The following is a 21,469-nucleotide window of genomic DNA, read 5'->3' on the forward strand; positions in this document are numbered from 1 at the left end:
TCATCCTAATTGCTGGTTACGGGCAAGCCTGCACGATGCCAAGCTTCGAATCCACCATCCACACTATACACCTGTTCAAAACCTTGGTTAATCAGATACTGTGCCGCACCTTGGCTGCTAATACCGTGATAACACATCACTAAAATGGGTTGGTCAAATTCGCTTTTTTCCATAAATGAAACCATGCTGTCGTTGGTTAAGTGGAATGCGCCATTTGCATGTGCAACCGCAAAAGATTGCGCATCACGAATATCCACTAATTGCGCATCATGTTGTTCCATTAAAGCTTGTGCTGCTTGAGCATTGATATGTTGAAACTGATCCATCGCTTCCTCTGATTGGTTTTATTTTTAGCATTTGATTGTAACCTATCCCAAGGCAATCAAGTACACGGCCTTTATAAGGTTATCCACCACTGATCACTTTTTCGCCGTTTGTGGATAATCTTGTGGATTGCGTTGATAAAGTAGTAAATGAGAAATAGATCCACAACATGTAGTGATGATCCTTACTTTTCTGTGTGTAACACAATACATATCCCCAAATATAAAACGGTGTTCAAGCCTTGATTTAACCGACTTGATGACAGCTCACGAATAATTTTGTCACAGAGTTATCCACAATCAGCGCGCTGAAAATTTGATCACTTAAAGTGATCAAAAATAAAAAAACCGAGATCGTAAGATCTCGGTTTTTAATGCGCTTCACAATGAGTCAGTGATTAGAACTCGCCGACAGCATCCTTTAGCTTCTTCATTGCATTTTTTTCTAGCTGACGAATACGCTCAGCTGAGACACCATACTCTTCCGCTAACTCTTGTAGCGTAGCTTTTTGATCATCCAACCAACGAGAGCGCACAATATGTTTACTGCGTTCATCTAAGCTAGCCAACGCCAAGCTTAAACGATTGTTGGTGTGATGTTCCCAATTCGCCGCTTCAATGTTATCCGCAAGATCCGAATGCTTATCTTCGAGATAAAGCACAGGTGCCGTGTAAGAAGAGCTCGAATCATCGTCTTCCGCCGACATTTCAAAGGTGGCATCTTGCGCGGCTAAGCGTGATTCCATTTCTCGCACTTCAGCCGGGTCAACGCCCAACTCACGGGCAACCGCTTCCACTTCACCGCTATTAAACCAGCCTAAACGCTTTTTCGATTTGCGTAGGTTGAAGAATAGCTTACGTTGCGCTTTCGTGGTCGCTATTTTTACAATGCGCCAGTTGCGTAACACGTATTCGTGAATTTCAGCTTTGATCCAGTGCACAGCAAAGGAAACCAGTCTCACCCCAACTTCTGGGTTGAAACGCTTCACCGCTTTCATTAAGCCAATATTGCCTTCCTGAACTAAATCCGCCATGGGCAGGCCATAACCAGAATAGCCACGAGCAACGTGAACAACGAATCGAAGGTGCGATAAGATCAACCCTTTCGCCGCTTCAATTTCACCTTTGTAATGTAATCGCTCTGCGAGTGACCGCTCTTCTTCCGCGCTCAGCATTGGGTAGCTGTTCACTGAACGAATGTAGCTGTCTAAGCTGTCTTGTGAAACGAGAGCCATTTGATACGTTTGGTTTGTCATTCAATTCCTCATCAATTTCTGATCTGGAGTAATGGATGTTTTTAACCCGACAATCTTGAACCTAAAATGAACAAGATTCAAGCAAGGGGAAACTATTATGCATAAACAAGTCGCCTATACAAGTGCTGTGGCTAAAGCTAGCCAACAGTTATTGCCTACATATGACAATATTCAACTAAACTGGTTCAATTTCTTTTAAATGACGCTGCGCAGATACTTTTGCCGCTACGCATCCTAAGAAAGTACCGAGCATCAACAGCAGTAAGGATTCATCCCAACTTAGGCCAATAAGACGAAAACGGCTGTCATACAGTAAGGCAAGATCTTCAACGGCACCGTTCAATAAAATAGTCACAAAAGCGGTTAACAGCCAAGCGGCGAATGCACCCAACAAGCCAAACCACATGCCAGCATAGAGATAAGGGCGCAAAATGTAGCGATCGGTGGCACCGATCAATTTCATGGTTTGGATCTCTTCTTTATTGGCTTGTACGTTAAAGCGCAAGGTGTTGCCCACAATCAGAAATACAGCGCCCAACATCAATACCGATAAACTCGCGACAATGATCGCCGCTAAAGTTCGAATGGCGTTTAACCTAGCAAGCCAATCTTCATCCAAGCGTACATCCGTGACGTCTTGTTCTGCTTGTATTTTTTTCGCCAACGCTTTGATTTGCTCTTGCTGCTCAACCTGCGGGGTAACAATAAGCACGCTAGGTAAAGCGTAATCATCCAATAAACTAATGGCTTGTTCAAACCCGGCGTATTGACTCAGGTCATCCAATCCTTGCTGCGGTGAGATGTACTCCACGCTAGCGACATCGGCCAAACTTTCTAGCTCATCTTTCAACACCATAATTCGTGCTTCAGGTGTGCGCTCATGTAGATAGACACTGATCTGAGCAGGGCTGGTGACATTATTGGCTACAGACGCGATATTTTTGCTCAGCAGGTACATACAGGCTGGCATCGCAAGCGCCATCGAAATAACGGCGAGCGTTAAAATATTGCCGAGTGGGCGTGACCATAAACTTGAAAATGAGGCCTTGGCCTGCTTAAAGTGGATGGCTAAGAAACTATCGGTTTTGGCCCGTTTCGGTTCACGTGCTTTCGCGTTCCTTTTATTCGACGACTTAACGGCCATAGTCTTCTACCTCGCTTAAAAAACCTTGGTTAAGTTCTAAATGACGATATTGAGGACGCGTGTTGACTAAGCTGATGTCGTGCGTCGCAAGCAAAATAGAGACTCCGGCACGGTTAAACTCTTCAAACAGTTTAAGCACACGGTTAGAAAGCTCTGGGTCTAAGTTACCCGTAGGCTCATCGGCCAGCAGTAAGGTAGGTCGGTTCACGACTGCTCTTGCGATACCCACTCGTTGCTGCTCACCCCCAGAAAGTTGGCTCGGTAAACAGCGTGCTTTGTCTAATAGATCAGTTTTATCCAGCGCGGCTGAGACGCGACGCTTAATTTCATTTTCTGAAATCGATTCAATGCGCATTGGCAATGCCACATTGTCGTAAACCGTTCTGTCCATCAGCAAGCGATGATCTTGAAACACAATGCCGATGTTGCGGCGTAAAAAGGGAATATCTTGATTGGGAATACGCGTAATATCGTGACCGTTAAAGCTGATGCGCCCATCGGTTGGACGCTCAATCGCACAGATTAACTTCAACAAGGTACTTTTACCGGCTCCGGAGTGCCCACCCAAAAACGCCATTTCTCCTCGGCGTAGGTGAAAGTCGACCTTTTGCAGCGCCTGACGGCCTCCGCGATACGCTTTGCTGACTTGTTGAAACTTAATCACTCGCTATTCCTCTCACCAGTCTCCATTGGATGATGAGGTGCTCATTGAGCACCCACGCACACTTACTCTTCGCGGCTAAACAGAGCTTCAATAAATTGCTGCGTTTCAAACGGACGTAAATCGTCAATCCCTTCACCAACCCCAATAAAGCGGATCGGAATTTCAAACTGATCGGCCAGCGCAAAAATAACGCCGCCTTTCGCCGTGCCATCCAGCTTGGTTAAGGTGATCCCAGTCACCGGGGCCACTTCACTAAAGAGTTTGGCTTGGCTGATGGCGTTTTGCCCAGTAGCGGCATCTAACGTCAGCATCACTTCATGCGGCGCTGATGGATCAATTTTTTTCATGACGCGCACAATTTTACGCAACTCTTCCATGAGGTTGCTCTTGTTTTGCAAGCGACCAGCGGTATCGGCGATCACCACATCCACGCCACGTGCTTTGGCGGCCTCAATCGCATCATAAATCACTGATGCGCTGTCTGCGCCAGTGTGCTGTGCAATTACTGGTACGTTGTTACGCTCGCCCCACACTTGCAACTGCTCAACAGCCGCAGCACGAAAAGTATCGCCCGCCGCTAAGATCACTTTTTTACCTTGAGCTTGAAACTGTTTGGCCAACTTACCTATCGTGGTCGTTTTGCCTACACCGTTGACGCCGACCATTAAAATAACGTAGGGCGTTTTTTGGCTATCGATCACTAACGGTTGCTCTACTTTAGCCAAAATGTCAGCCATTTCGTCTTTCAGTAAACCGTAGAGTGCCTCTCCATCTTTCAACGCGTGGCGAGAGGCTTTTTCTGTCAGATTACTGATGATTTTGAGTGTGGTTTCCATCCCAACATCGGCAATCAGCAGTTGCTCTTCCAGCTCTTCAAACAGCTCATCATCAATTTTCTTGCCTTTAAACAGACCAAAGAAACCCGCACCAATATTGGCTTTGGTTCGGCTAAGGCTGCGTTTTAAGCGTGCGAAAAAACTCTCGCTGGGTTTTTCTTGCTCTTGAATTCGTGCTTCTGCTTCTGCTTCTGCTTCTGCTTCTGCTTCTGCTTCTGCTTCTGCTTCTGCTTCTGCTTCTGCTAACGCAGTGTGTGGCTCTTCGATGGGTTGAGCAACTGCCGTCGTTTCTTGTTCTTGCTCAGCATCAACTGGTTCGACAAGCGTAGATGGCTCAAGCACTTGTTCTGTTTCGCTGGTTGATTTACTTGATTCTTCGTCACCAAAACCGAGCCAAGAGAGTAATCCACGTTTCTTTTTTTCCGTCATCTGGGGATATCCTAGATCTACCTAACTAACTACGACCCTTTTCTTGAAGGATTATCCCTCGTAAGAAAAAGAAAAATGACAAAGCAGTGAAAACTTTCCAATTAGATTGGTAAACTTTGTCATTATTGAAATTCAATGGCTATACCAAACCCGTTTCGGGTTGGCAGATTGGGTATAGTATCACTTTATTAGCGGTCAAAAAATCTATGGTAAGACGTCGCCAACAAAACTCATCACAAAATAAGCCTTCAACGGGCTTTGTTCGCATTATTAGTGGCTTATGGAGAGGTCGTAAACTGCCGGTTCATGATGCCCAAGGTCTGCGTCCCACGACGGATCGCGTCAAAGAAACTCTTTTTAACTGGTTAGCACAGGAGATCCCTGGTGCACACTGCTTAGATTTATTTGCAGGCTCTGGCAGCCTTGGGTTTGAAGCCGCCTCAAGGCAAGCACAATCCGTGACGCTGATTGAACTCAACCCGACGGCATTCAAACAGCTTGAACACAATATTGGTGCGCTCAACGCGACCAACTTACGAGCGATAAATAGTGATGCGCTGGCCTTTCTCAAGCAGCAAGGGACGCCTCATCACGTAGTGTTCATCGACCCGCCTTTTCGCCAAGGCTTATTAAGCGAAGCCGTCTCGCTTTTAGAACAAAATGGCTGGCTTGCTGATGAAGCGCTGATTTATATTGAGACGGAAAAAGAATTGGCGCTAGAAGGCATCCCTGCTAATTGGCATCTGCACCGTGAGAAAAACGCAGGCCAAGTCAGTTATCGACTATTTGAGAGGAGCTCAGAATGAGAGTGTTACTGGTACTTGCAAAAGCGGCGATTGCTTTTGTTTGGTTGATTCTATTACTGAATATCTTCATGCCGTTCCCCGGTAAAGCGGCGATTGCACTTTATATTATGACGGCATTTTTGTTCATTATGCACGGACTACAAATGCTGATTTTTATCGGTGCGTTTGGTGACAAGATCAGCATGAGCCGTTGGGAAAAATGGTCGATTCTGGTATTTGGAGTCTTCGCGCTGCTCGATATCCGCCGCAAACACATGACGTAAGTTAACGGCATAAAGAAAGCAACATAGGAAAAGCCGCTTCAAGTTCACACGATAGGCGGCTTTTTTATCCCCGAATCACAGCCCCATATAGCTTTTTACGCCATTTAAGAACATTTGCGTTGAGATCATAACTAGCAATAATCCCATCAAACGCTCGACCGCTTTTAAACCACGTTCACCCAGCACTTTGTGGAAGAAACCGTAGAACATCAAAATGATGAAAGTAGCGCCCCACGCGAGCAGTACAGAGGCTGACAGCTCAAGGAGTTTGTCAGGGTGCTGAGTCGAAAGAAGCAGTAAGGCCGCAATCACTGAAGGACCCGCGATCATCGGAATTGCCATCGGTACGATAAAGGGCTCTTCCCCCGCCGCTAATCCAGTAATGCTACCTGCACTAGGGAAAATCATTTTAATCGAGATGATGAAGAGAATGATACCGCCAGAAATGCTGAGAGTTTCCGGTTGCACGTGCAAAAAACCCATGATGTTTTTGCCAGCAAACAAGAACAGCATCAAAATGATCAACGCAAAACAAAGTTCGCGCACAAGCACAACACGGCGACGTTTGGGATCAAGGTGTTTTAAGATGGAGAGCATGACCGGCAGGTTGCCAAGCGGGTCCATGATCAAAAAAAGCATGGTCGCCGCCGATAAAATATCCATCTCTCACTACTCACATCGATTTAAAGTGGCCGCAGTATATCAGCCCAATCATGAGATTTCGATGCTCCTGAAAATAACGATGTTTATGAAGCGATAATGTTTATAAGGCCACCGAGGCGGAGATTAACGCTTGCGCTAATAAATAGCTGCCAGAAATAAGATAGCGCCCACAAGGCAATGGCCTGCGGTAATCGTGAATGGCTAACAAACTGGCCGAGAGCATCAACACCAGACAGCCAACAAACCCGGCAAAGGCAGGCACTGTTTGCGTCTGCAGCCACAACTCTCCCGCCGCCCACGCCAACTGAACTAACATCATACCCATAATGGTTACGGGAAAGATCAAGGTGTCAATTTGCGGCAGCAATAGGAAAAAAGCCACAATACTGGTCGCAATCAAAAGGGCAGGTAGCCACCACACCATAGTGTCAGAAAGTTGCGCCCAGAAGGCTTTACTGTACATCAACTGTGCGACAAGAAAGCTAGCAAAACAGAGTTTTGAGTAGCGTTGCAACAGATGCAATGTGTCCGCGATTGCGGAAATAAGCAGACCGAGCGTGACCCATAAGATAGGAGAAGTGAGCTGCGTGGTATGGTTTAGAACTATCGCCACCAATAACAGCATACTGAGTGTTTTAAACATTACCGCTTGCTTGATTTTGTTACTTTCAACAGCCGAAATACTAATGAATCCAGACAAAGCAACGGAGAGCCAACTCCACATCTCATTTCCCCTTTAAAAATCTGCGGTCAGTGTAGGCATGTCATCATTGAAGTCCAGCAGATGAACGCAAAAATTGGATCTTGCTAGCGAATCGGAACGTTGGCTTTATTCAACAACAAAGAGTGCGAAAACAATCAAAGCTCACTCTTTACTCACTAACCCTCACTTTCAATCACCACAATGACACCCAGAGACATTCCACTCATTTACAATACACAAACAAAGAAAAACCAACAAAAAACGACACTAAAACAGAAATTATAAAAATAAAAATAAAAATAAAAACAATGATTTAGGCAAAAAACCAAAAGAAAAACTAGAACTTAAAGCCTCTAATAAAAAAACAGCAACAACTAACTTACTAACTAGCAAAAAAACTGGTTTAACCAATTTTATTTGCGAGAACATCTCATTATTAAATTAATTTTTCTCGAAAAATGAGAATTCACCAAACTCTGACAATGATAAGCCACCTAAGATAGTAAAACCAAAAAAAACCATACAAGCAACATCACATTAACCTAATAAAATTAAACAAATTCAACGAATTAAATAAATACAGATTAAAACAGCACCAAGAAGAACATTATATAAACACACCAAAACAAGCACTAAACATTGCCAATATTCCCTGAATATGATGATGTTAAGGTGTTATTTTGGATACTTCATCAAATTGAGGTTGATCAACTAAACAAAGTAGTGCTATTCTCATATTCATAGAATGAAACCACAGAATAAAGGAGCAGTGTTATGATTTCTTCATCTCAAAAACAGGGACTTGTAATGATCGCGGTTATCGTAGGCCTAATGACACTGCCAATGATGTACTAAGTATCTAATTCCCAATAAAAAAGAGGACACTTTCGTGTCCTCTTTTTTTATCTAACGATTGAGTAAAACAACCTAATACCATTTATGGCATTGTGACGTGTTTCGATAGGGCTTCCCAATGAAGATAGTAAAAAAGAAGCGCCGCTAACGTGATTAAGGTCATTAATGAAATGGCTACGCGCCAAATAAAACGACCGCTGCGCGGAGTCAGCTCCTTCTCACATTCATCACACACACGAAGAAATGCTTTGCGATCTTCTAACTGATAGTTATCTTCATGCACAACTTTGTTACGAATAGTGGCAATGAACCTCAGCTTGCCCACCACATCATGTGGTAAACGCTCTTCACAGCTAGTCACCAATTGATGTAACCCCTTCCCCTCAGCGTGATATTGCTCTCTCAACAAGCTTTCCAATCGACGCGTTCGCAAAACCACTTTCTCAATATCTGACATTATCGCCCTCCTGTGCCAACTCTGGTGGCGCTCCATCTATTTTTATCATACTTCCCCACGAGATAGTTGAGCATTTTTGCTCGCTAACCTGCCGAGGAAATGTGATATCCGCCGGAAAAAAAACCGTCAAACCAATCAAACTCACGCTTTAGTAGCAAGCAACACTCCTTTGCCATATGTTGCACGCTAAAATGTCGCCTTCATCGCTAAGGAGTTCACCATGCCGCTTTCATTACTTATCGTTGTCGCTTTGTTAGTTATCTCTGCTATTTGGGTATTTAGCTATTTCTATCGTCGCCATGTACAAGGCGAAAACGCCCCCGAACGCACTGCTAATGTCACGATTATCGACAAGCAAGCCATCGTCATCCCTCATGCTCGTCCTGGGGAAGAGGATCAGGAGTTCTGGATTTACGTCCAAAAAGGCAAACTTGGCCCAAAGCGGGAATTTCAAGTCGGCGTGCATTATTACCATGCACTTAACCCAGGCGACCAAGGAATGCTGACTTATTGCGGACACAAGTTTCTACACTTTGCACTCAAACGTTAAGGTAATAACCAACGTGTTTTTGCAGAGCGAGCAACCCATATACTCACCACCAGTGATCCTGCGCCGCTTACGAGAATCCATAACGGGATCACCCATGCGGGATTCCCTTGATCCCACCCATACTCTTTTACAGGCCATAGAAAGATGGGATGTAATAAATAGATGCCTAAGCTGTGCTGGCTTATCACACTTACGACTTGCTTAGCACGAGCGGGCAATCTCTCAGCAAAATATCGACACACTATAAATATCATGCTGGCGGCTAACACAACGTTCAGTGTTTTATAAGAGAGCCAGCGACCAATCGTATACTCACCTGCTGCGACACTGTGGCTAACCACCATCCATACCGTCGTCAATAGTGCCAGACAGCCAAGCAGAATCGCCATACATAGCGTTACCCGGTTGAGTGGCACCTTCTGATAGAGCAAGTAACCCAACGGTAAATAACCAGCAAACAGCCATAGCTCATTGCTCCAAGGGCCATCAATACCGCATAAAAATAAGGTGGTCGTCAGCAGCCACACGGCAACTAATGCGTACAGCGCTTTATCATCAACTCTTCGGACTAGCAGTTGTAGAAAAGGGATCACAAAATAAAGTGGGATAAAGTAATAAAAAAAACCTAAATGGTAATACGTTGCGTGGTGCGTACTGTTACTCAGCACCGCCTTTGCAACTTGCCCATCAAATCCACTCGCACTCCAGCCGGACAAATAAGCATAGAAGAGCGACCAAACGATAAATGGCAGCAAAACTTTGCCAAGACGTCGCTGAACATAATAACGCGCATCAAAAGGGCGACGATCACTGAGCATTAAGGCTCCAGTGATCAATATAAAGACTGGCACAGCCCAACGGCTTACACTATTGATGCCAACCGCAACCACCCACTGCTCAAAAGGAATATCGCCGAGTTGCTGCCGATAGGGGGCCAACACATGAATACCGATCACCGCTACAGCCGCCAAACAGCGCAATAAATCAAAAAAAATAACTCGTTTGGTCATAGTGCCTATCCACAGTGTTTTAAGGTTTCTACTATAAAGTTGAAATAGTTGGCTATGTAATCCGCAAGTCAGTTATCGGTAAAGGATCACTAACGCCATTATAATTAATAGCTAATACCTATCGAATAAATCAATCAAAACGAATTTATTTTGTTCACTTCAAGGTGCAACCTAATGCTTAACAAGAGAAATCACTTATCCATGACAACGAGGTGAACACATGACAACAAATTTGATCGGTTTAGATACCAACCAAAGCCAACAACTTGCACAAGCGTTAAACCAATTATTGGCTAACTACCAAGTGTTTTATATGAATACTCGTGGTTACCATTGGAATATCAAAGGAAAAGAGTTCTTTGAACTGCACGCAAAATTTGAAGAGATTTACACTGACATACAGGTCAAAATTGATGAGTTAGCGGAACGAGTTTTGACTTTAGGTTATCAACCGTTGCATAGCTTCAGCGCCTATTTAGCAACAGCGCAAGTGTCAGAACACACTAACGCAACTAATGGTCAAGAAACCATGCAAGGATTGGTTAAGGGATTCAGTGTATTGATCTACCAGCAACGAGAAATTCTTGAAATTGCAACGCAGGCGGGAGATGAAGGCACTTCAGCACTGATGAGTGACTACATCCGCGAACAAGAGAAACTGGTATGGATGCTGAATGCTTGGCTGCAATAAACCCTAAGTTTGGGCAAACCGCCGTCGCTCATGACGGCGGTTTTTATATTCGCACGAAATTTATTACAGCAAACGATGAATATCTTGACTCCAGCGCTGCGCCGCCGAAAGCTCATCACTGACTTGATTTAATTCAAGCCCTAGCAGATCACAATGGCTTTCCACTCCTTGCCAGTCCGCTTGCTCAAAACACTCCTCAAGTGCCAACAGCTCGCCAATGGGTCCTTCACGCTTTTGCAATGCTAGTTTGACCACGTCACACAAGGGTAACTGCGCAACCAGCTCTTCAATTGAAATATCCAGTAAGGCATCTAACACAGAAAAAAGACCAATTAAAAAAGCTTGCTCGCGATGTTGACGAAATGAAGGATGCCCAGACATTAATTGGCAAAATTGAGCACGTTGCAAAGAGAGGTTATACAACTCTTTCGGCTTTTTAGCTGAAACAAATGAAGCAACGGCTAATGATACAAAGGTTTTGAGCTTGTCTTGACCAAGATAGACCAAGGCTTGACGAAAAGAGGAAATCGGCACGGATAAGCGATCAGACATAGTGTTGACGAATCTGAGCAACTTGTATGAGAGCGCTACATCTTGCGCGACAATGTATTCAATCCGTTCAAAATCAGCATTTGGCTTACAAACTTCTCGAAACAGCTCCAAGGCGATAATCTGCTCTGGTCCAACATAACGCTGCTTGATCATTTCTGGTTTGCTAAAGAAATAACCTTGGAAAAAGCTAAAACCGGCATTACGTGTCACGGTGAACTGGTGATCCGTTTCAACTCGTTCCGCTAAATAACGGCGCTTACTGCCTTCCGCTAAACGCTGACGTACAAACTCGCAAGCGTGATCTAAGCCCAGCGCCATAATATCGAGCTTGACGATGTGCACATAACTCAGAAAGCGTTCCCATTCTGGCGCATACACAAAGTCATCCAGCGCCACCAGATAGCCACGCCGATACAACTCTTTAATCGCCTCAAGCAGTTCATCCGTCGGCTCACAGGTTTCGAGCACTTCCACCACAATTTGTTCTCGCGGCAACGTTAAAGGCAGACGGCGAATTAAACTCTTGTAGGGAAAATTAATAAAACAACGTGATTTGGGAATATTGGGATTGATCCCCACCGCAAGAAAGTTTTCGACGATCAAGCGATACGTGGCTCGATTCGACTCAATGTGCGCTGGAAACGCGTTTTTTTCCCCATCACGAAAGAGCAATTCATAGCCAAGCGTATGCTGCTTGGCATTTAAGATCGGTTGTCGTGCGACATAAGAATAATGCATTAGTGATTAACAACTAATAATTGAGACATAGCCATCTAGGACTTCGCCACTGCCAGTAGCGCTCCACAACCAATAAACATCGAGCCAAATACTCGGTTAATCTTACTCATGACACTCTCTGAACGAATAAAGCGCCCCATTCGTGCGGCTAAGGAGGTGTAACCAAGCATCACAATCGAATCAATGGTTACCGTGGTCACGCCTAACACCAACAATTGAATGAACTGATCTTGGGTTGGGTCAATAAATTGTGGAAAAAGCGCCACCAGAAAGACGATGGATTTAGGATTTGTCAGGTTGATCAACACCGCTCGACGCAATAAAGACCAACTCGTTTGCATTTGAGCCGTTGCATTGGCCATCATACTTGAACGATCGCGCCATTTTTGAACACCTAACCACACCAGATACGCAGCACCAACCCACTTAATCACACTAAATGCCATGGCTGATTGTGCCACTAAGGCACCAATTCCGGCTCCCACCAACATGATGTGAAAAGCCAAACCCAATTGTAAACCCACAATCGCGGCTAGTGATTTACGTGTACCGTAGCTAAGGCCATTGCTGATGGAATTGACCGTACCTGAACCCGGCGCCAAACTAAACAGTATCGCGGTCACCACATAGGCAAGCCAAACATGAGTATCCATTGCAATTCCTCTCAACTAGACTAATCTAGCCTAAAAATGAACTATTCCTCGAATCTGTCCAATAAGAATAATCTATGAATCAGACGAGTCCAAACTCCCCACCTTATACTCAAGAGTCTTTCTTTGAGCAAGTGATCAATACCACGATTGCCGATTTCTGGCACTCCAGAGAAGAAGGTTTTATCAAATCTGCTGATAAAACAAAACTTTATTGGTGCAAACTTACCTCGCCTCAACACTCAAAGGCGATCTTCGTCGTCAACGGACGAATTGAATCTTGCTGGAAATATCAGGAGCTATTTTATGATTTTTTCCAACAAGGTTATGATATTTATTCTTTTGATCACCGTGGCCAAGGGCTTTCTGATCGATTAATCGACGATCCACAAATCGGCCATGTCGGTGAATTTGATGACTACATTTTAGACATGCAGCGTGTCATTGAGCACTTTGACTTAAGCCATTATGCACAACGTTTTCTCGTCGCTCATTCGATGGGCGGTGCCATTGCGACCCGGTATGTACAAACATACCCTCAACACCCATTTGCGGCTATGGTGCTCAGCGCGCCAATGTTTGGTGTCAACATGCCATGGCAATTACGTCCTATCGCCATGACACTGAGCCAAGTGCTGACGGCGATGTATAGCAAACCAACCTATGCGCCAGGCTATCAAGCCTATTCGGCAAAGCCTTTTGAGATTAACCCATTAAGTCAAAGTCAGGTGCGTTACCAATGGTTTCGAGACCTGTACCAACGCAAACCCGAATTGCAAGTTGGCGGCCCTAGCACGCGCTGGGTATGGCAAGGGCTAATGGCAGCGAAGCTGTGCCAACTGATGACTCGTCAAGTGAAGTTACCAACACTCATCTTGCAAGCAGGGCAGGATGAGATTGTCAGTAATGCGGATCAAATTCGCTTTGTCACTAAGCTGGCGAAAACCAATCCATCTAGCAAGCTGGTTATCATTGAAGGAGCAAAGCATGAGCTCTTTTTTGAAAAGGATTGCTATCGAAACCAAGCACTTGATGAGCTATTTAAGCAATTCCAATCTCTTGAGAACACGGTTTAATCACGGTGTTAGAACTGAGCAAATAGAGGAAATTTCAATTGAGAGTTTTACCCTCTTTTTCCTCTTTAAGATGGCGTAAACTAGGCCACACCAAAGTTTCTCCACCATCTGCGATCTGCAAACCAAATCGACCATGATAATGAGGGTTTTATGACCACCGAATGTAAAGAGCACGCGATTCATATCGTGGCGTCCGATCTCGACGGTACACTACTTGCGCCAAACCACCAATTGAGCGAATTCACCAAGCAAACGCTACAAGCGCTTCACCAAAAAGGCTTTACTTTCATCTTCGCTACCGGTCGCCATCACGTTGATGTGGCGGGTATTCGCCAGTTAGCGGGCATTCCAGCCTACATGATTACTTCCAATGGCGCGCGCGTTCACGATCAACATGACAACCTGATGTACAGTAAAAATGTACCGCAAGAATTGGTACAGCCCGTCATTGATGTGTTTAAGCAAAACCCTGATATTTTTGTTCACATCTATCAAGATGAATCGTGGTTATTGAATAAAGAAGATGAAACGCTGCGTGATTTCCACGAAGAATCCGGCTTTAGCTACCAAGTATTTGATGTCAATAACGCACCTACCGAGGGCGTCGCCAAAATATTCTTCACCCACCCAGCGCAAGATCATGAGTTATTAGCTCAGTTTGAAGAACGCTTAAACGATATTTTTGGCGACAAACTGAACGTCGCCTTCTCAACACCTTGGTGTTTGGAAGTGATGGCAGCAGAAGTGTCGAAAGGGGATGCGCTCAAAGCCGTTGCAGAATCATTAAACCTGACCCTAGATAACTGTATTGCGTTTGGCGATGGTATGAACGATGTGGAAATGCTGTCGATGGCTGGTAAAGGCTTGGTGATGGGCACATCGCATCAAAAAGTATTCAATGCACTGCCTAATAACACCGTGATTGGTAGCAATGCAGAAGACGCCGTGGCTCACTATTTGCGTGAACATTTATTGTAACAGCAGCCTGCAGTAACGAGCGGTCACAAAAAAACAGCGCCATTTGAGCGCTGTTTTTTTGTTCATAACGGCTTCGCGATTTATCTCTGATACTTGTCCGCGGGTTGTTAAATTCACACCCATCAGTTCAATTTGCCAGCGCCTTTGTGCCATAATCTAGCCTCGTTTCATTGCCCAAAAAGAGTCTGCTATGAAAGTGCTTCACTGTTCCGCGCTGTTATTGACCACATTAATGCTGCAAGCCTGTGCGACACACAACGCATCACAGCCACCAGCCGTACCGATGGCGAGTTTGGATAAACCCAGCTCAATCAAAGCACAGCCCTTTATTATGCGTGGAGAAGTCGTGGTAGGTCATGAGGCGCAAACCTTTACACCTTGTGGTAGCAATCAACAATATTGGCTAGCACTGACGCCACAGCAGACTCAGCAAGCCTTGAGTTTGGCTCGCTCGCCTTATCAGCCTTTGTATGGAGAGCTCATCGGTACTTTATCAGCGCCAAGCCGCACAGGCTTCGATGCCGATTCCAGCGCACGTTTCAACGTGACCAGCATCAATATGCTCAGTGCTGAAAATCCTAAACGCTGCAATCAACCACTCAAACCGACACGCGCTTTTGGCAACGAACCATCATGGTCCATCCACTTTGAAGGGAAAAACCTTAACTTTCAAACCATCAGCGGTGAAACTCAAACATTCGCTATCACAAAAAGTCAGCTATCTGAAACTAAGCGTGAGTACCAAATAAATCAAGGTTCGCTGCTCCTCACACAAAAAATGTGCAGTGACGGGATGAGTGACTCGCTGTACGGCTGGAGTTCCACCTTGAAGGTCGGTGAGAAAAGCTATCAGGGATGTGCCACCTTAGGTAATAGTGATGCGACGCTTCCATGGGTTGGGGCTTATCATGCTACTTCGACCCAAAATAGGGATTTCACGATTCGTTTGCAACTGAATGCGGATCATACTGCTAGCACTCATTATGACTACAACGATGGTCAGCCATCGACCGTTGAAAAGGGGTTTTGGCAACCATTAAACCTAAATCAGATCCAAGTTGTCATGACGCGCCACCAGCAACAATATCTGCTTTCTGAACGTATCTTTACTCGCACTGGTTACCAACTGAAAGCAGAAAAAGAGAAGGTGGGCGATGTACTCTACCCTATCGCCAATGGCGGTTTAACGTTATTTTCTGAAAATATCGAGACACCATAAGTGACCAGACCGTGCCCTTGCCCAGTTTGCCATTTTAGCTATCAATGCCTCTGTTCACTGCAACCAACACTGGATAGCCAACTGCGCATTGCACTACTGATGCATGAAAATGAACCGCATCGAGCGACCAATACTGGCAAGCTGCTGCTGCGTAGCTTGCCCAATTCCTCTGTGTACATCTGGGACCGAGTCTCTACGGCGAAATCATTACAAAAGAGAATTCTGGATGAGAAGTTAAACGCTGTGGTTATTTTTCCTTCGACGCGCAGTCAATCGCTCACCGAATACCAATCTCTCTCAACGTCTGACACTCAAGAAATCGTGTTTATTATCCTGGATGGGACATGGCAAGAAGCCAAGAAGATGCTCAATAAGAGCCCTTGGTTATCCGATTTACCGCAGCTACACCTCACCCCAAATCAAATCTCTCAGTATGGATTAAGGCGAAATCAAGATGCTGGTCATTTATGCACGTTAGAAGTGGGCGTTGAGCTGCTCAACTCTCTCGGAGAACCAAATAATGCGAGAGAGTTACGCGCGTTTTTCACTTACTATCTCAAGGCTTTTCAAGCGGATAAAAGCGGTCACGCCCTAAAGCTGCAGTAATGAATCCAGTTGATGGATTTCAATATCAGGCAACACTTTGGCCTTACGACTGGCGAGCAAGGTTTGGCCTTGATCGTTATACCAACAGGCTTGGAAACCATTGCATTTTGCGCCTTGCACATCGGTTATCAGATGATCACCAACGTGTAAAATCGAGGCTGCAGGTAACTGTAATGCAGCCTGCGCTTTGTCAAAAAGATCCGGATACGGCTTGGCCAAGCCATCGGGACCCGCTTTAAAAATTTGTTGAAAATAATGCCCCAAGCCAATTTTGTACGGGTCAACATTGCCGTTGGTAATCGCCACTAACGGCATGCGCTTTGCCAGTTCGGTCATCACGCGGTGCGTCTTCTCTGGCACCGTGATTAAGTGACGTAACCGCAACACTTCTTCAATGGCATTCTGCGCAGCCTGTAAAGCAAGTTGCGGCGAATAGCCTAACTGAATTAAGCCTTGTTCTATCTGCTTAAATCGCCACTGAGTGACATCATGGCCGAGCAGTGGCTCTTGCAGCGCCAGTTGCTGTTTAAGTTGCTGCCACCAACTTATCGGACGCGTCGCGGAAAGTGGATGATGAGTGTGCAGCCACACGACCATTTGCTGCTCAACATGACGGATCACTGGATGGTTGTCATACAGCGTGTCGTCCAAATCAAAGCTCATCGCTTTAATGGGGCCGATATTGCGATAAAAGTGCATGCGTTACTCGCTCTGTTTCTTTTTACGTGCTCTTGGGTGCGCTTGGTCATAGGCCTGCGCAAGATGTTGAAAGTCCAAATGAGTATAGATTTGCGTCGTCGAAATGTTCTCATGACCCAGCAACTCTTGGACAGCACGTAAATTATTGCTCGATTCAAGCATGTGAGTCGCAAAAGAGTGGCGCAGTTTATGTGGGCTAATATGGCTAGCCACCGCCTGCTTTTGCCCCCACTCGGCCATACGTTTTTGTACGTTGCGATGCGAAATACGAACACCCAGCTTTGAAACAAACAAGCTTTGCTCATCAGCGTTCGCAAACTGCGTTCGTATTTTCAACCAATGCGCCACCCATTCTTTGGCTTGGCCTGCAAAAGGCACCTTACGTTCTTTATCCCCTTTACCCACCACTCGAATCTCGCCGCGGCTAAAGCTCAGGTCTTTTACGTTAATGCTGACGAGCTCCGCTAAACGCAACCCAGCACCATACATCAGTTCCATCATGGCGCGATCGCGCACTGATAGCGGATCATCATCCTTGACTTCGAGTAGTTGTGCGACTTCATCCACATCTAAGTTTTTCGGTAACGGGCGTTTTTTACGCGGTGCTGCAACGCCTTTGGCCGGGTTAGCTGTCAATTCACCACGCAAGATCAAGAAATCAAAAAAACTGCGCAATGAAGAGAGACGCGTCGCTAAACTGCTGGCTTTCATCCCTTCACGCATCCCTTTGCTCGCCAGCTGTCGCACCCAAGCGGCATCGACTTGTTGCCATTGATTCAGCCCCATCTGCACCAAATGCTGCGCCATGGTTTCCAGCTGTTGTTTGTAATTGCGTTGGGTGTGCAAGCTCAACCCTTTCTCGCTCCGCAGATATTCATAGAAGCGAGTTAAGGGCTGCTGTAAGCCGTTAGGCAGAGGTGTGGCTGATTCGGTCATGCTCAATCGGTTGCCAAGATAGAGTCTCAATTAAATGAGAGAGAACTAACGCCAAATGACGTAAAAAGAGGGTATCCATACTCGGTTGAAAATGGCCGCCATCTTCACTTGCAAACGCTAACACGCCTTGTGATGAGCGCTTACCTAATGGTAGCACCACATACGAACCCATTTCTGGCGCAGCGGTTTGTTCACCAAATAACGCTTGGCGATCCAACTTTTTCATACGCCCTAAATAAGCATTTTTGCCATTAAAATGGTTAGTTGCAAAACGCTGCCATTGCTCTTGGGTCAATTGATAATCGGTTTCAGGCGAGGCCAGTAAACGAATATACGCTACCAAACCTAAGGTTTGCGCTTTGTTTTCTATTGCCTTACATACTTGCGGCATTGAATGACATTTTAAGATCTGCTCTTGCAGATCCATAAATTCGTGGAAAGTGCGGTCATTATTGGCCGCTAATGACATAAAGGCTGTGATCTCTTCCTCTAACTCCTCAATTCTCTGACGCTGACGATTCAGTTGTACATGCACCAAAGAGACCGCACCTTGTTGATGGTGCGGCAAGGAGAGCCTGTCAACCAGCTCTGAACGCTGGAGGAAAAAATCTGGGTGATCTCGTAAATATTCAGCCACAACTTCGGCTGTGAGTGCATCCGCTTCAACGTGTGACAAAACGATTCCTTATCTTACTTAACCCTAACAAGAGACTTGACCATCAAACACATGAGTCGCAGGGCCTGTCATATAGAGTGGCTTACCCGGCCCTTGCCAGTGGATCTCTAACGAGCCACCAGGTAAGTGTACTGTCACCTCTTCCGCCAATAACCCTTGAAGAATACCAACGGCAACCGCGCCACACGCACCACTGCCACACGCTTGAGTTTCACCCGCGCCACGTTCATAAACACGTAGCTTCACTTCATTGCGATTCAGCACTTGCATGAAGCCTGCGTTAACACGCTCTGGAAAACGCTCATGGGATTCAAGCAGTGGACCCAAAATTTCAACCTCAGCGGTCGTCACATCCTCCACCACTGTCACCACATGCGGATTGCCCATGCTCACCGCCCCGCAGAACAAGGTTTTCTCTTCAACGCGCATGATGTAAGTTTTCTCTGCCTGTTTGGCTCGAAATGGAATCTTATTAGGCTCAAATTCTGGTATGCCCATGTTGACGGTGATTTGATCATCCTCTTCAACATTTAAAACCATTTTGCCTTTTTTAGTCGTGACTCCGATGCTGTACTTATTGGTCAGCCCTTTCATCCGCACAAAGCGAGCAAAGCAACGTGCGCCGTTGCCACATTGTTCAACTTCGCTGCCATCGGCATTAAAAATACGGTAGTGAAAATCACTTTCCGGATCATACGGCGCTTCAACCACTAATAGCTGATCAAACCCCACACCAGTATGACGATCCGCCAAGCGGCGAATCAAATCAGGGGAGAAGAAGACGTTTTGTGTAATGCAATCAACGACCATGAAGTCATTACCCAAACCGTGCATTTTAGAAAAATGGAAATGCATAATGCTTCAATTTACTCCGGCAGAATACGCTCTAATGCCCATAGGCTCGATAGTGCTTCACGCTGACGAACAAGGTGGGTTTGTGCACCATCCACCATCACTTCCGCCACGCGAGTACGTGTATTATAGTTCGAAGACATCACAAAACCGTAAGCTCCTGCTGAGCGAACCGCCAGTAGATCTCCCTCATCCAAGACCAATGAACGATCTTTACCCAAGAAGTCACCGGTTTCACAAATAGGCCCAACCAAGTCATAGGTTAGCGCTTCACCTTGGCGCGGCACAACAGGAACAATATCTTGCCAAGCTTGATAAAGCGCTGGACGCATCAAATCGTTCATCGCCGCATCAATAATGGCAAAGTTTTTGTGTTCGGTATGTTTGAGAAACTCTACTTTCGTCAACAACACGCCCGCGTTAGCCGCAATAGCACGTCCCGGTTCAAAAATCAGTTCGAGATCTTGATGGTTACTCAAACGCGCCAACAAGGCTTTGGCATAATCGGAAGGCTGCGGGGGTAACTCATCGCGATACACCACACCTAAACCACCACCAACATCCAAATGTTTAATGGTGATCCCTTCCTCTTTAAGCTGATCAATTAACGCAAGTAAGCGATCGGTTGCATCAATAAAAGGGGCAATAGCGGTCAGTTGAGAGCCAATGTGGCAATCAATACCGTGAATGCTGAGATTCTCTAGGCTTTGTGCCAAGCGATAAACATCCAGTGCACGGTCAAAAGCAATACCAAACTTATTGTCACGCAAACCGGTTGAAATATAAGGGTGGGTTTGTGCATCCACATCAGGGTTGATGCGCAGTGAAATCGGTGCTTTGACACCCAGCTCGCCAGCCACTTTATTTAAACGTGCTAATTCAGGCTCGGATTCAACGTTAAAGCATTTAATCTTGAGCTCCAACGCGCGTTTCATTTCCGCTTCCGTTTTACCGACGCCAGAAAATACCACTTTCGCCGGGTCACCACCCGCCACCACAACACGCTCAAGCTCTCCTGCCGAAACAATATCAAAACCTGACCCTAAACGCGCCAACGTGTTTAATACACCTAAGTTTGAGTTAGCCTTCACCGCATAACACACCAGATGAGGATGTTCGCCTACCGACTTATCAAAAGCATGCCAGTGACGCTCTAAAGTAGCGCGAGAATAGACATACAAAGGCGTGCCGTATTGCTCAGCCAACTCTGTTAATGCGACATTTTCAGCCCAAAGCTGACCATCGTCCTGATAATTGAAGTAATCCAAAATTCGTTTCCTTTAAGCTAAATCAATGACTATGACTATGGCTGAGGTTGTTCACTCTGCTCAGGCTCTGCTGGCATGTATAACGGCCCGGTTTGACCACACCCTGCGAGAGCAAGGAGTGACAACATAAAAAGTGCAGCGATTGATTTTTTCATTTTGCATGTCGTGATTATTGAGTCAATGCCCCCTATAATCGCACCACAATCAGGAAAAGCAATAGGATAGACAGGATGAACGATACTGAATTTCACCAACTTGTCGATGAGCAGCTAGAAATCATTGAACAAGCGATAGACAACGCAGGTGCCGACATTGATTACGAAACCTCAGGCAATGTGATGACGTTAGAATTTGATGACCGCAGCCAAATTATTATTAACCGCCAAGAGCCAATGCATGAAATTTGGCTGGCATCAAAGTCAGGCGGTTTCCATTTCAAACTGATCGACCAAAACTGGATTTGTTCAAAAACAGGGCTGGAATTGATTGCGATGGTGAAACAAGAATGTGAAAAACACGCTGGCGAAACGATCGACTGGGTGTAAAGCAACAACGCCAAGTGACAGATG

26 protein-coding genes are annotated in these 21,469 nt (G+C 45.6%); 9 read left to right on the top strand and 17 right to left on the bottom strand.

Features of this window, described 5'->3' with window-relative positions; all coding sequences use genetic code 11:
- Window positions 1-5 precede the first annotated feature (5 nt).
- The 5 genes from glpE to ftsY all read right to left on the bottom strand — a co-directional run bounded on the left by glpE (window position 6) and on the right by ftsY (window position 4,652).
- Window positions 6-326, bottom strand: coding sequence for a thiosulfate sulfurtransferase GlpE (glpE, locus tag AACV12_RS01900; protein ID WP_010316900.1), 321 nt, complete (start codon window positions 324-326; stop codon window positions 6-8).
- 395 nt (window positions 327-721) lie between these two features.
- Window positions 722-1,579, bottom strand: a complete 858-nt coding sequence (gene rpoH, locus AACV12_RS01905; RefSeq protein WP_013855491.1) for an RNA polymerase sigma factor RpoH — start codon at window positions 1,577-1,579, stop codon at window positions 722-724.
- Window positions 1,580-1,754: 175 nt separating this feature from the next.
- Window positions 1,755-2,723, bottom strand: a complete 969-nt coding sequence (gene ftsX / locus AACV12_RS01910) for a permease-like cell division protein FtsX (RefSeq protein ID WP_170901374.1) — start codon at window positions 2,721-2,723, stop codon at window positions 1,755-1,757.
- Window positions 2,713-3,387 (bottom strand): cell division ATP-binding protein FtsE, encoded by a 675-nt coding sequence (gene ftsE, locus AACV12_RS01915; RefSeq protein WP_010316903.1) that lies wholly within the window; start codon window positions 3,385-3,387, stop codon window positions 2,713-2,715. The genes ftsX and ftsE overlap by 11 nt, the downstream gene beginning before the upstream one ends.
- A 62-nt stretch (window positions 3,388-3,449) precedes the next feature.
- Window positions 3,450-4,652, bottom strand: a complete 1,203-nt coding sequence (gene ftsY / locus AACV12_RS01920; RefSeq protein ID WP_170901376.1) for a signal recognition particle-docking protein FtsY — start codon at window positions 4,650-4,652, stop codon at window positions 3,450-3,452.
- Between the two features lie 206 nt (window positions 4,653-4,858).
- On the opposite strand from ftsY, the gene rsmD reads away from it, so the two are divergent.
- Both rsmD and AACV12_RS01930 read left to right on the top strand, forming a co-directional pair.
- The gene (gene rsmD, locus AACV12_RS01925; protein ID WP_026028810.1) at window positions 4,859-5,458 is read left to right on the top strand and encodes a 16S rRNA (guanine(966)-N(2))-methyltransferase RsmD; all 600 of its coding nucleotides are present in this window, start codon (window positions 4,859-4,861) and stop codon (window positions 5,456-5,458) included.
- Entirely contained in the window at window positions 5,455-5,721 is a 267-nt protein-coding gene (locus AACV12_RS01930; protein ID WP_013855495.1) for a DUF1145 domain-containing protein, read from the top strand. Before rsmD ends, AACV12_RS01930 begins: the two co-directional genes overlap by 4 nt.
- A gap of 75 nt (window positions 5,722-5,796) precedes the next feature.
- On the opposite strand, the gene AACV12_RS01935 is transcribed toward AACV12_RS01930, so the two are convergent.
- The 3 genes from AACV12_RS01935 to AACV12_RS01945 all read right to left on the bottom strand — a co-directional run bounded on the left by AACV12_RS01935 (window position 5,797) and on the right by AACV12_RS01945 (window position 8,399).
- The gene (locus AACV12_RS01935) at window positions 5,797-6,384 is read right to left on the bottom strand and encodes a YhgN family NAAT transporter (RefSeq protein ID WP_017048588.1); all 588 of its coding nucleotides are present in this window, start codon (window positions 6,382-6,384) and stop codon (window positions 5,797-5,799) included.
- 100 nt (window positions 6,385-6,484) lie between these two features.
- Window positions 6,485-7,108 (bottom strand): lysoplasmalogenase, encoded by a 624-nt coding sequence (locus AACV12_RS01940; protein ID WP_013855503.1) that lies wholly within the window; start codon window positions 7,106-7,108, stop codon window positions 6,485-6,487.
- A 916-nt stretch (window positions 7,109-8,024) separates the two neighbouring features.
- Complete coding sequence (locus AACV12_RS01945) at window positions 8,025-8,399, bottom strand: hypothetical protein (protein ID WP_026028288.1); 375 nt, start codon at window positions 8,397-8,399, stop codon at window positions 8,025-8,027.
- A 220-nt stretch (window positions 8,400-8,619) separates the two neighbouring features.
- Between AACV12_RS01945 and AACV12_RS01950 the strand changes: the two genes are divergently transcribed.
- Window positions 8,620-8,949: a DUF2500 domain-containing protein gene (locus AACV12_RS01950; RefSeq protein ID WP_017044543.1), complete on the top strand. Its 330-nt coding sequence runs from the start codon at window positions 8,620-8,622 to the stop codon at window positions 8,947-8,949.
- Here AACV12_RS01950 and AACV12_RS01955 read toward each other — a convergent pair.
- Entirely contained in the window at window positions 8,946-9,959 is a 1,014-nt protein-coding gene (locus AACV12_RS01955; RefSeq protein WP_017044542.1) for an acyltransferase, read from the bottom strand. The genes AACV12_RS01950 and AACV12_RS01955 overlap by 4 nt on opposite strands.
- Window positions 9,960-10,179: 220 nt before the next feature.
- On the opposite strand from AACV12_RS01955, the gene AACV12_RS01960 reads away from it, so the two are divergent.
- Window positions 10,180-10,650 carry a Dps family protein gene (locus tag AACV12_RS01960; protein WP_170901379.1) on the top strand — a complete coding sequence of 157 codons (471 nt, stop codon included), beginning with the start codon at window positions 10,180-10,182 and terminating at the stop codon, window positions 10,648-10,650.
- 63 nt (window positions 10,651-10,713) lie between these two features.
- On the opposite strand, the gene AACV12_RS01965 is transcribed toward AACV12_RS01960, so the two are convergent.
- Both AACV12_RS01965 and rhtB read right to left on the bottom strand, forming a co-directional pair.
- A complete protein-coding gene (locus AACV12_RS01965; RefSeq protein ID WP_013855508.1) occupies window positions 10,714-11,940 on the bottom strand; it encodes an EAL and HDOD domain-containing protein in 1,227 nt (408 codons plus the stop codon).
- A 35-nt stretch (window positions 11,941-11,975) separates the two neighbouring features.
- A complete protein-coding gene (gene rhtB / locus AACV12_RS01970; protein WP_029388131.1) occupies window positions 11,976-12,593 on the bottom strand; it encodes a homoserine/homoserine lactone efflux protein in 618 nt (205 codons plus the stop codon).
- Between the two features lie 74 nt (window positions 12,594-12,667).
- Between rhtB and AACV12_RS01975 the strand changes: the two genes are divergently transcribed.
- From AACV12_RS01975 to AACV12_RS01990, 4 genes are all read left to right on the top strand, one after another.
- Window positions 12,668-13,666 (top strand): alpha/beta fold hydrolase, encoded by a 999-nt coding sequence (locus AACV12_RS01975; RefSeq protein WP_026028809.1) that lies wholly within the window; start codon window positions 12,668-12,670, stop codon window positions 13,664-13,666.
- Between the two features lie 150 nt (window positions 13,667-13,816).
- Complete coding sequence (locus AACV12_RS01980) at window positions 13,817-14,644, top strand: Cof-type HAD-IIB family hydrolase (protein ID WP_013855511.1); 828 nt, start codon at window positions 13,817-13,819, stop codon at window positions 14,642-14,644.
- Between the two features lie 190 nt (window positions 14,645-14,834).
- The gene (locus AACV12_RS01985; RefSeq protein WP_170901381.1) at window positions 14,835-15,863 is read left to right on the top strand and encodes a COG3650 family protein; all 1,029 of its coding nucleotides are present in this window, start codon (window positions 14,835-14,837) and stop codon (window positions 15,861-15,863) included.
- Window positions 15,864-16,469: a tRNA-uridine aminocarboxypropyltransferase gene (locus tag AACV12_RS01990; RefSeq protein WP_017042049.1), complete on the top strand. Its 606-nt coding sequence runs from the start codon at window positions 15,864-15,866 to the stop codon at window positions 16,467-16,469.
- Here the strand turns inward: AACV12_RS01990 and yigB are convergent.
- The 6 genes from yigB to lptM are packed head-to-tail and all read right to left on the bottom strand — an operon-like array spanning window position 16,455 to window position 21,055.
- Window positions 16,455-17,168, bottom strand: coding sequence for a 5-amino-6-(5-phospho-D-ribitylamino)uracil phosphatase YigB (gene yigB, locus AACV12_RS01995; RefSeq protein ID WP_094147230.1), 714 nt, complete (start codon window positions 17,166-17,168; stop codon window positions 16,455-16,457). The genes AACV12_RS01990 and yigB overlap by 15 nt on opposite strands.
- Window positions 17,169-17,171: 3 nt before the next feature.
- A complete protein-coding gene (xerC, locus tag AACV12_RS02000; protein ID WP_010319873.1) occupies window positions 17,172-18,104 on the bottom strand; it encodes a tyrosine recombinase XerC in 933 nt (310 codons plus the stop codon).
- Window positions 18,076-18,780, bottom strand: a complete 705-nt coding sequence (locus AACV12_RS02005) for a DUF484 family protein (RefSeq protein ID WP_088728527.1) — start codon at window positions 18,778-18,780, stop codon at window positions 18,076-18,078. The genes xerC and AACV12_RS02005 overlap by 29 nt, the downstream gene beginning before the upstream one ends.
- A gap of 24 nt (window positions 18,781-18,804) precedes the next feature.
- Window positions 18,805-19,635, bottom strand: a complete 831-nt coding sequence (gene dapF / locus AACV12_RS02010) for a diaminopimelate epimerase (RefSeq protein ID WP_010319875.1) — start codon at window positions 19,633-19,635, stop codon at window positions 18,805-18,807.
- An 11-nt stretch (window positions 19,636-19,646) separates the two neighbouring features.
- Window positions 19,647-20,900 carry a diaminopimelate decarboxylase gene (gene lysA, locus AACV12_RS02015; RefSeq protein WP_013855516.1) on the bottom strand — a complete coding sequence of 418 codons (1,254 nt, stop codon included), beginning with the start codon at window positions 20,898-20,900 and terminating at the stop codon, window positions 19,647-19,649.
- 35 nt (window positions 20,901-20,935) lie between these two features.
- Window positions 20,936-21,055 carry an LPS translocon maturation chaperone LptM gene (gene lptM / locus AACV12_RS18085; protein ID WP_033197445.1) on the bottom strand — a complete coding sequence of 40 codons (120 nt, stop codon included), beginning with the start codon at window positions 21,053-21,055 and terminating at the stop codon, window positions 20,936-20,938.
- Window positions 21,056-21,130: 75 nt separating this feature from the next.
- Here lptM and cyaY point away from each other — a divergent pair, with 75 nt between their 5' ends.
- A complete protein-coding gene (gene cyaY / locus AACV12_RS02025) occupies window positions 21,131-21,445 on the top strand; it encodes an iron donor protein CyaY (RefSeq protein WP_017044535.1) in 315 nt (104 codons plus the stop codon).
- Window positions 21,446-21,469: the final 24 nt, after the last annotated feature.

The organism is Vibrio sp. 2-2(8) (genome assembly GCF_963888495.1).
GTDB classification, from domain to species: Bacteria; Pseudomonadota; Gammaproteobacteria; order Enterobacterales; family Vibrionaceae; genus Vibrio; species Vibrio anguillarum.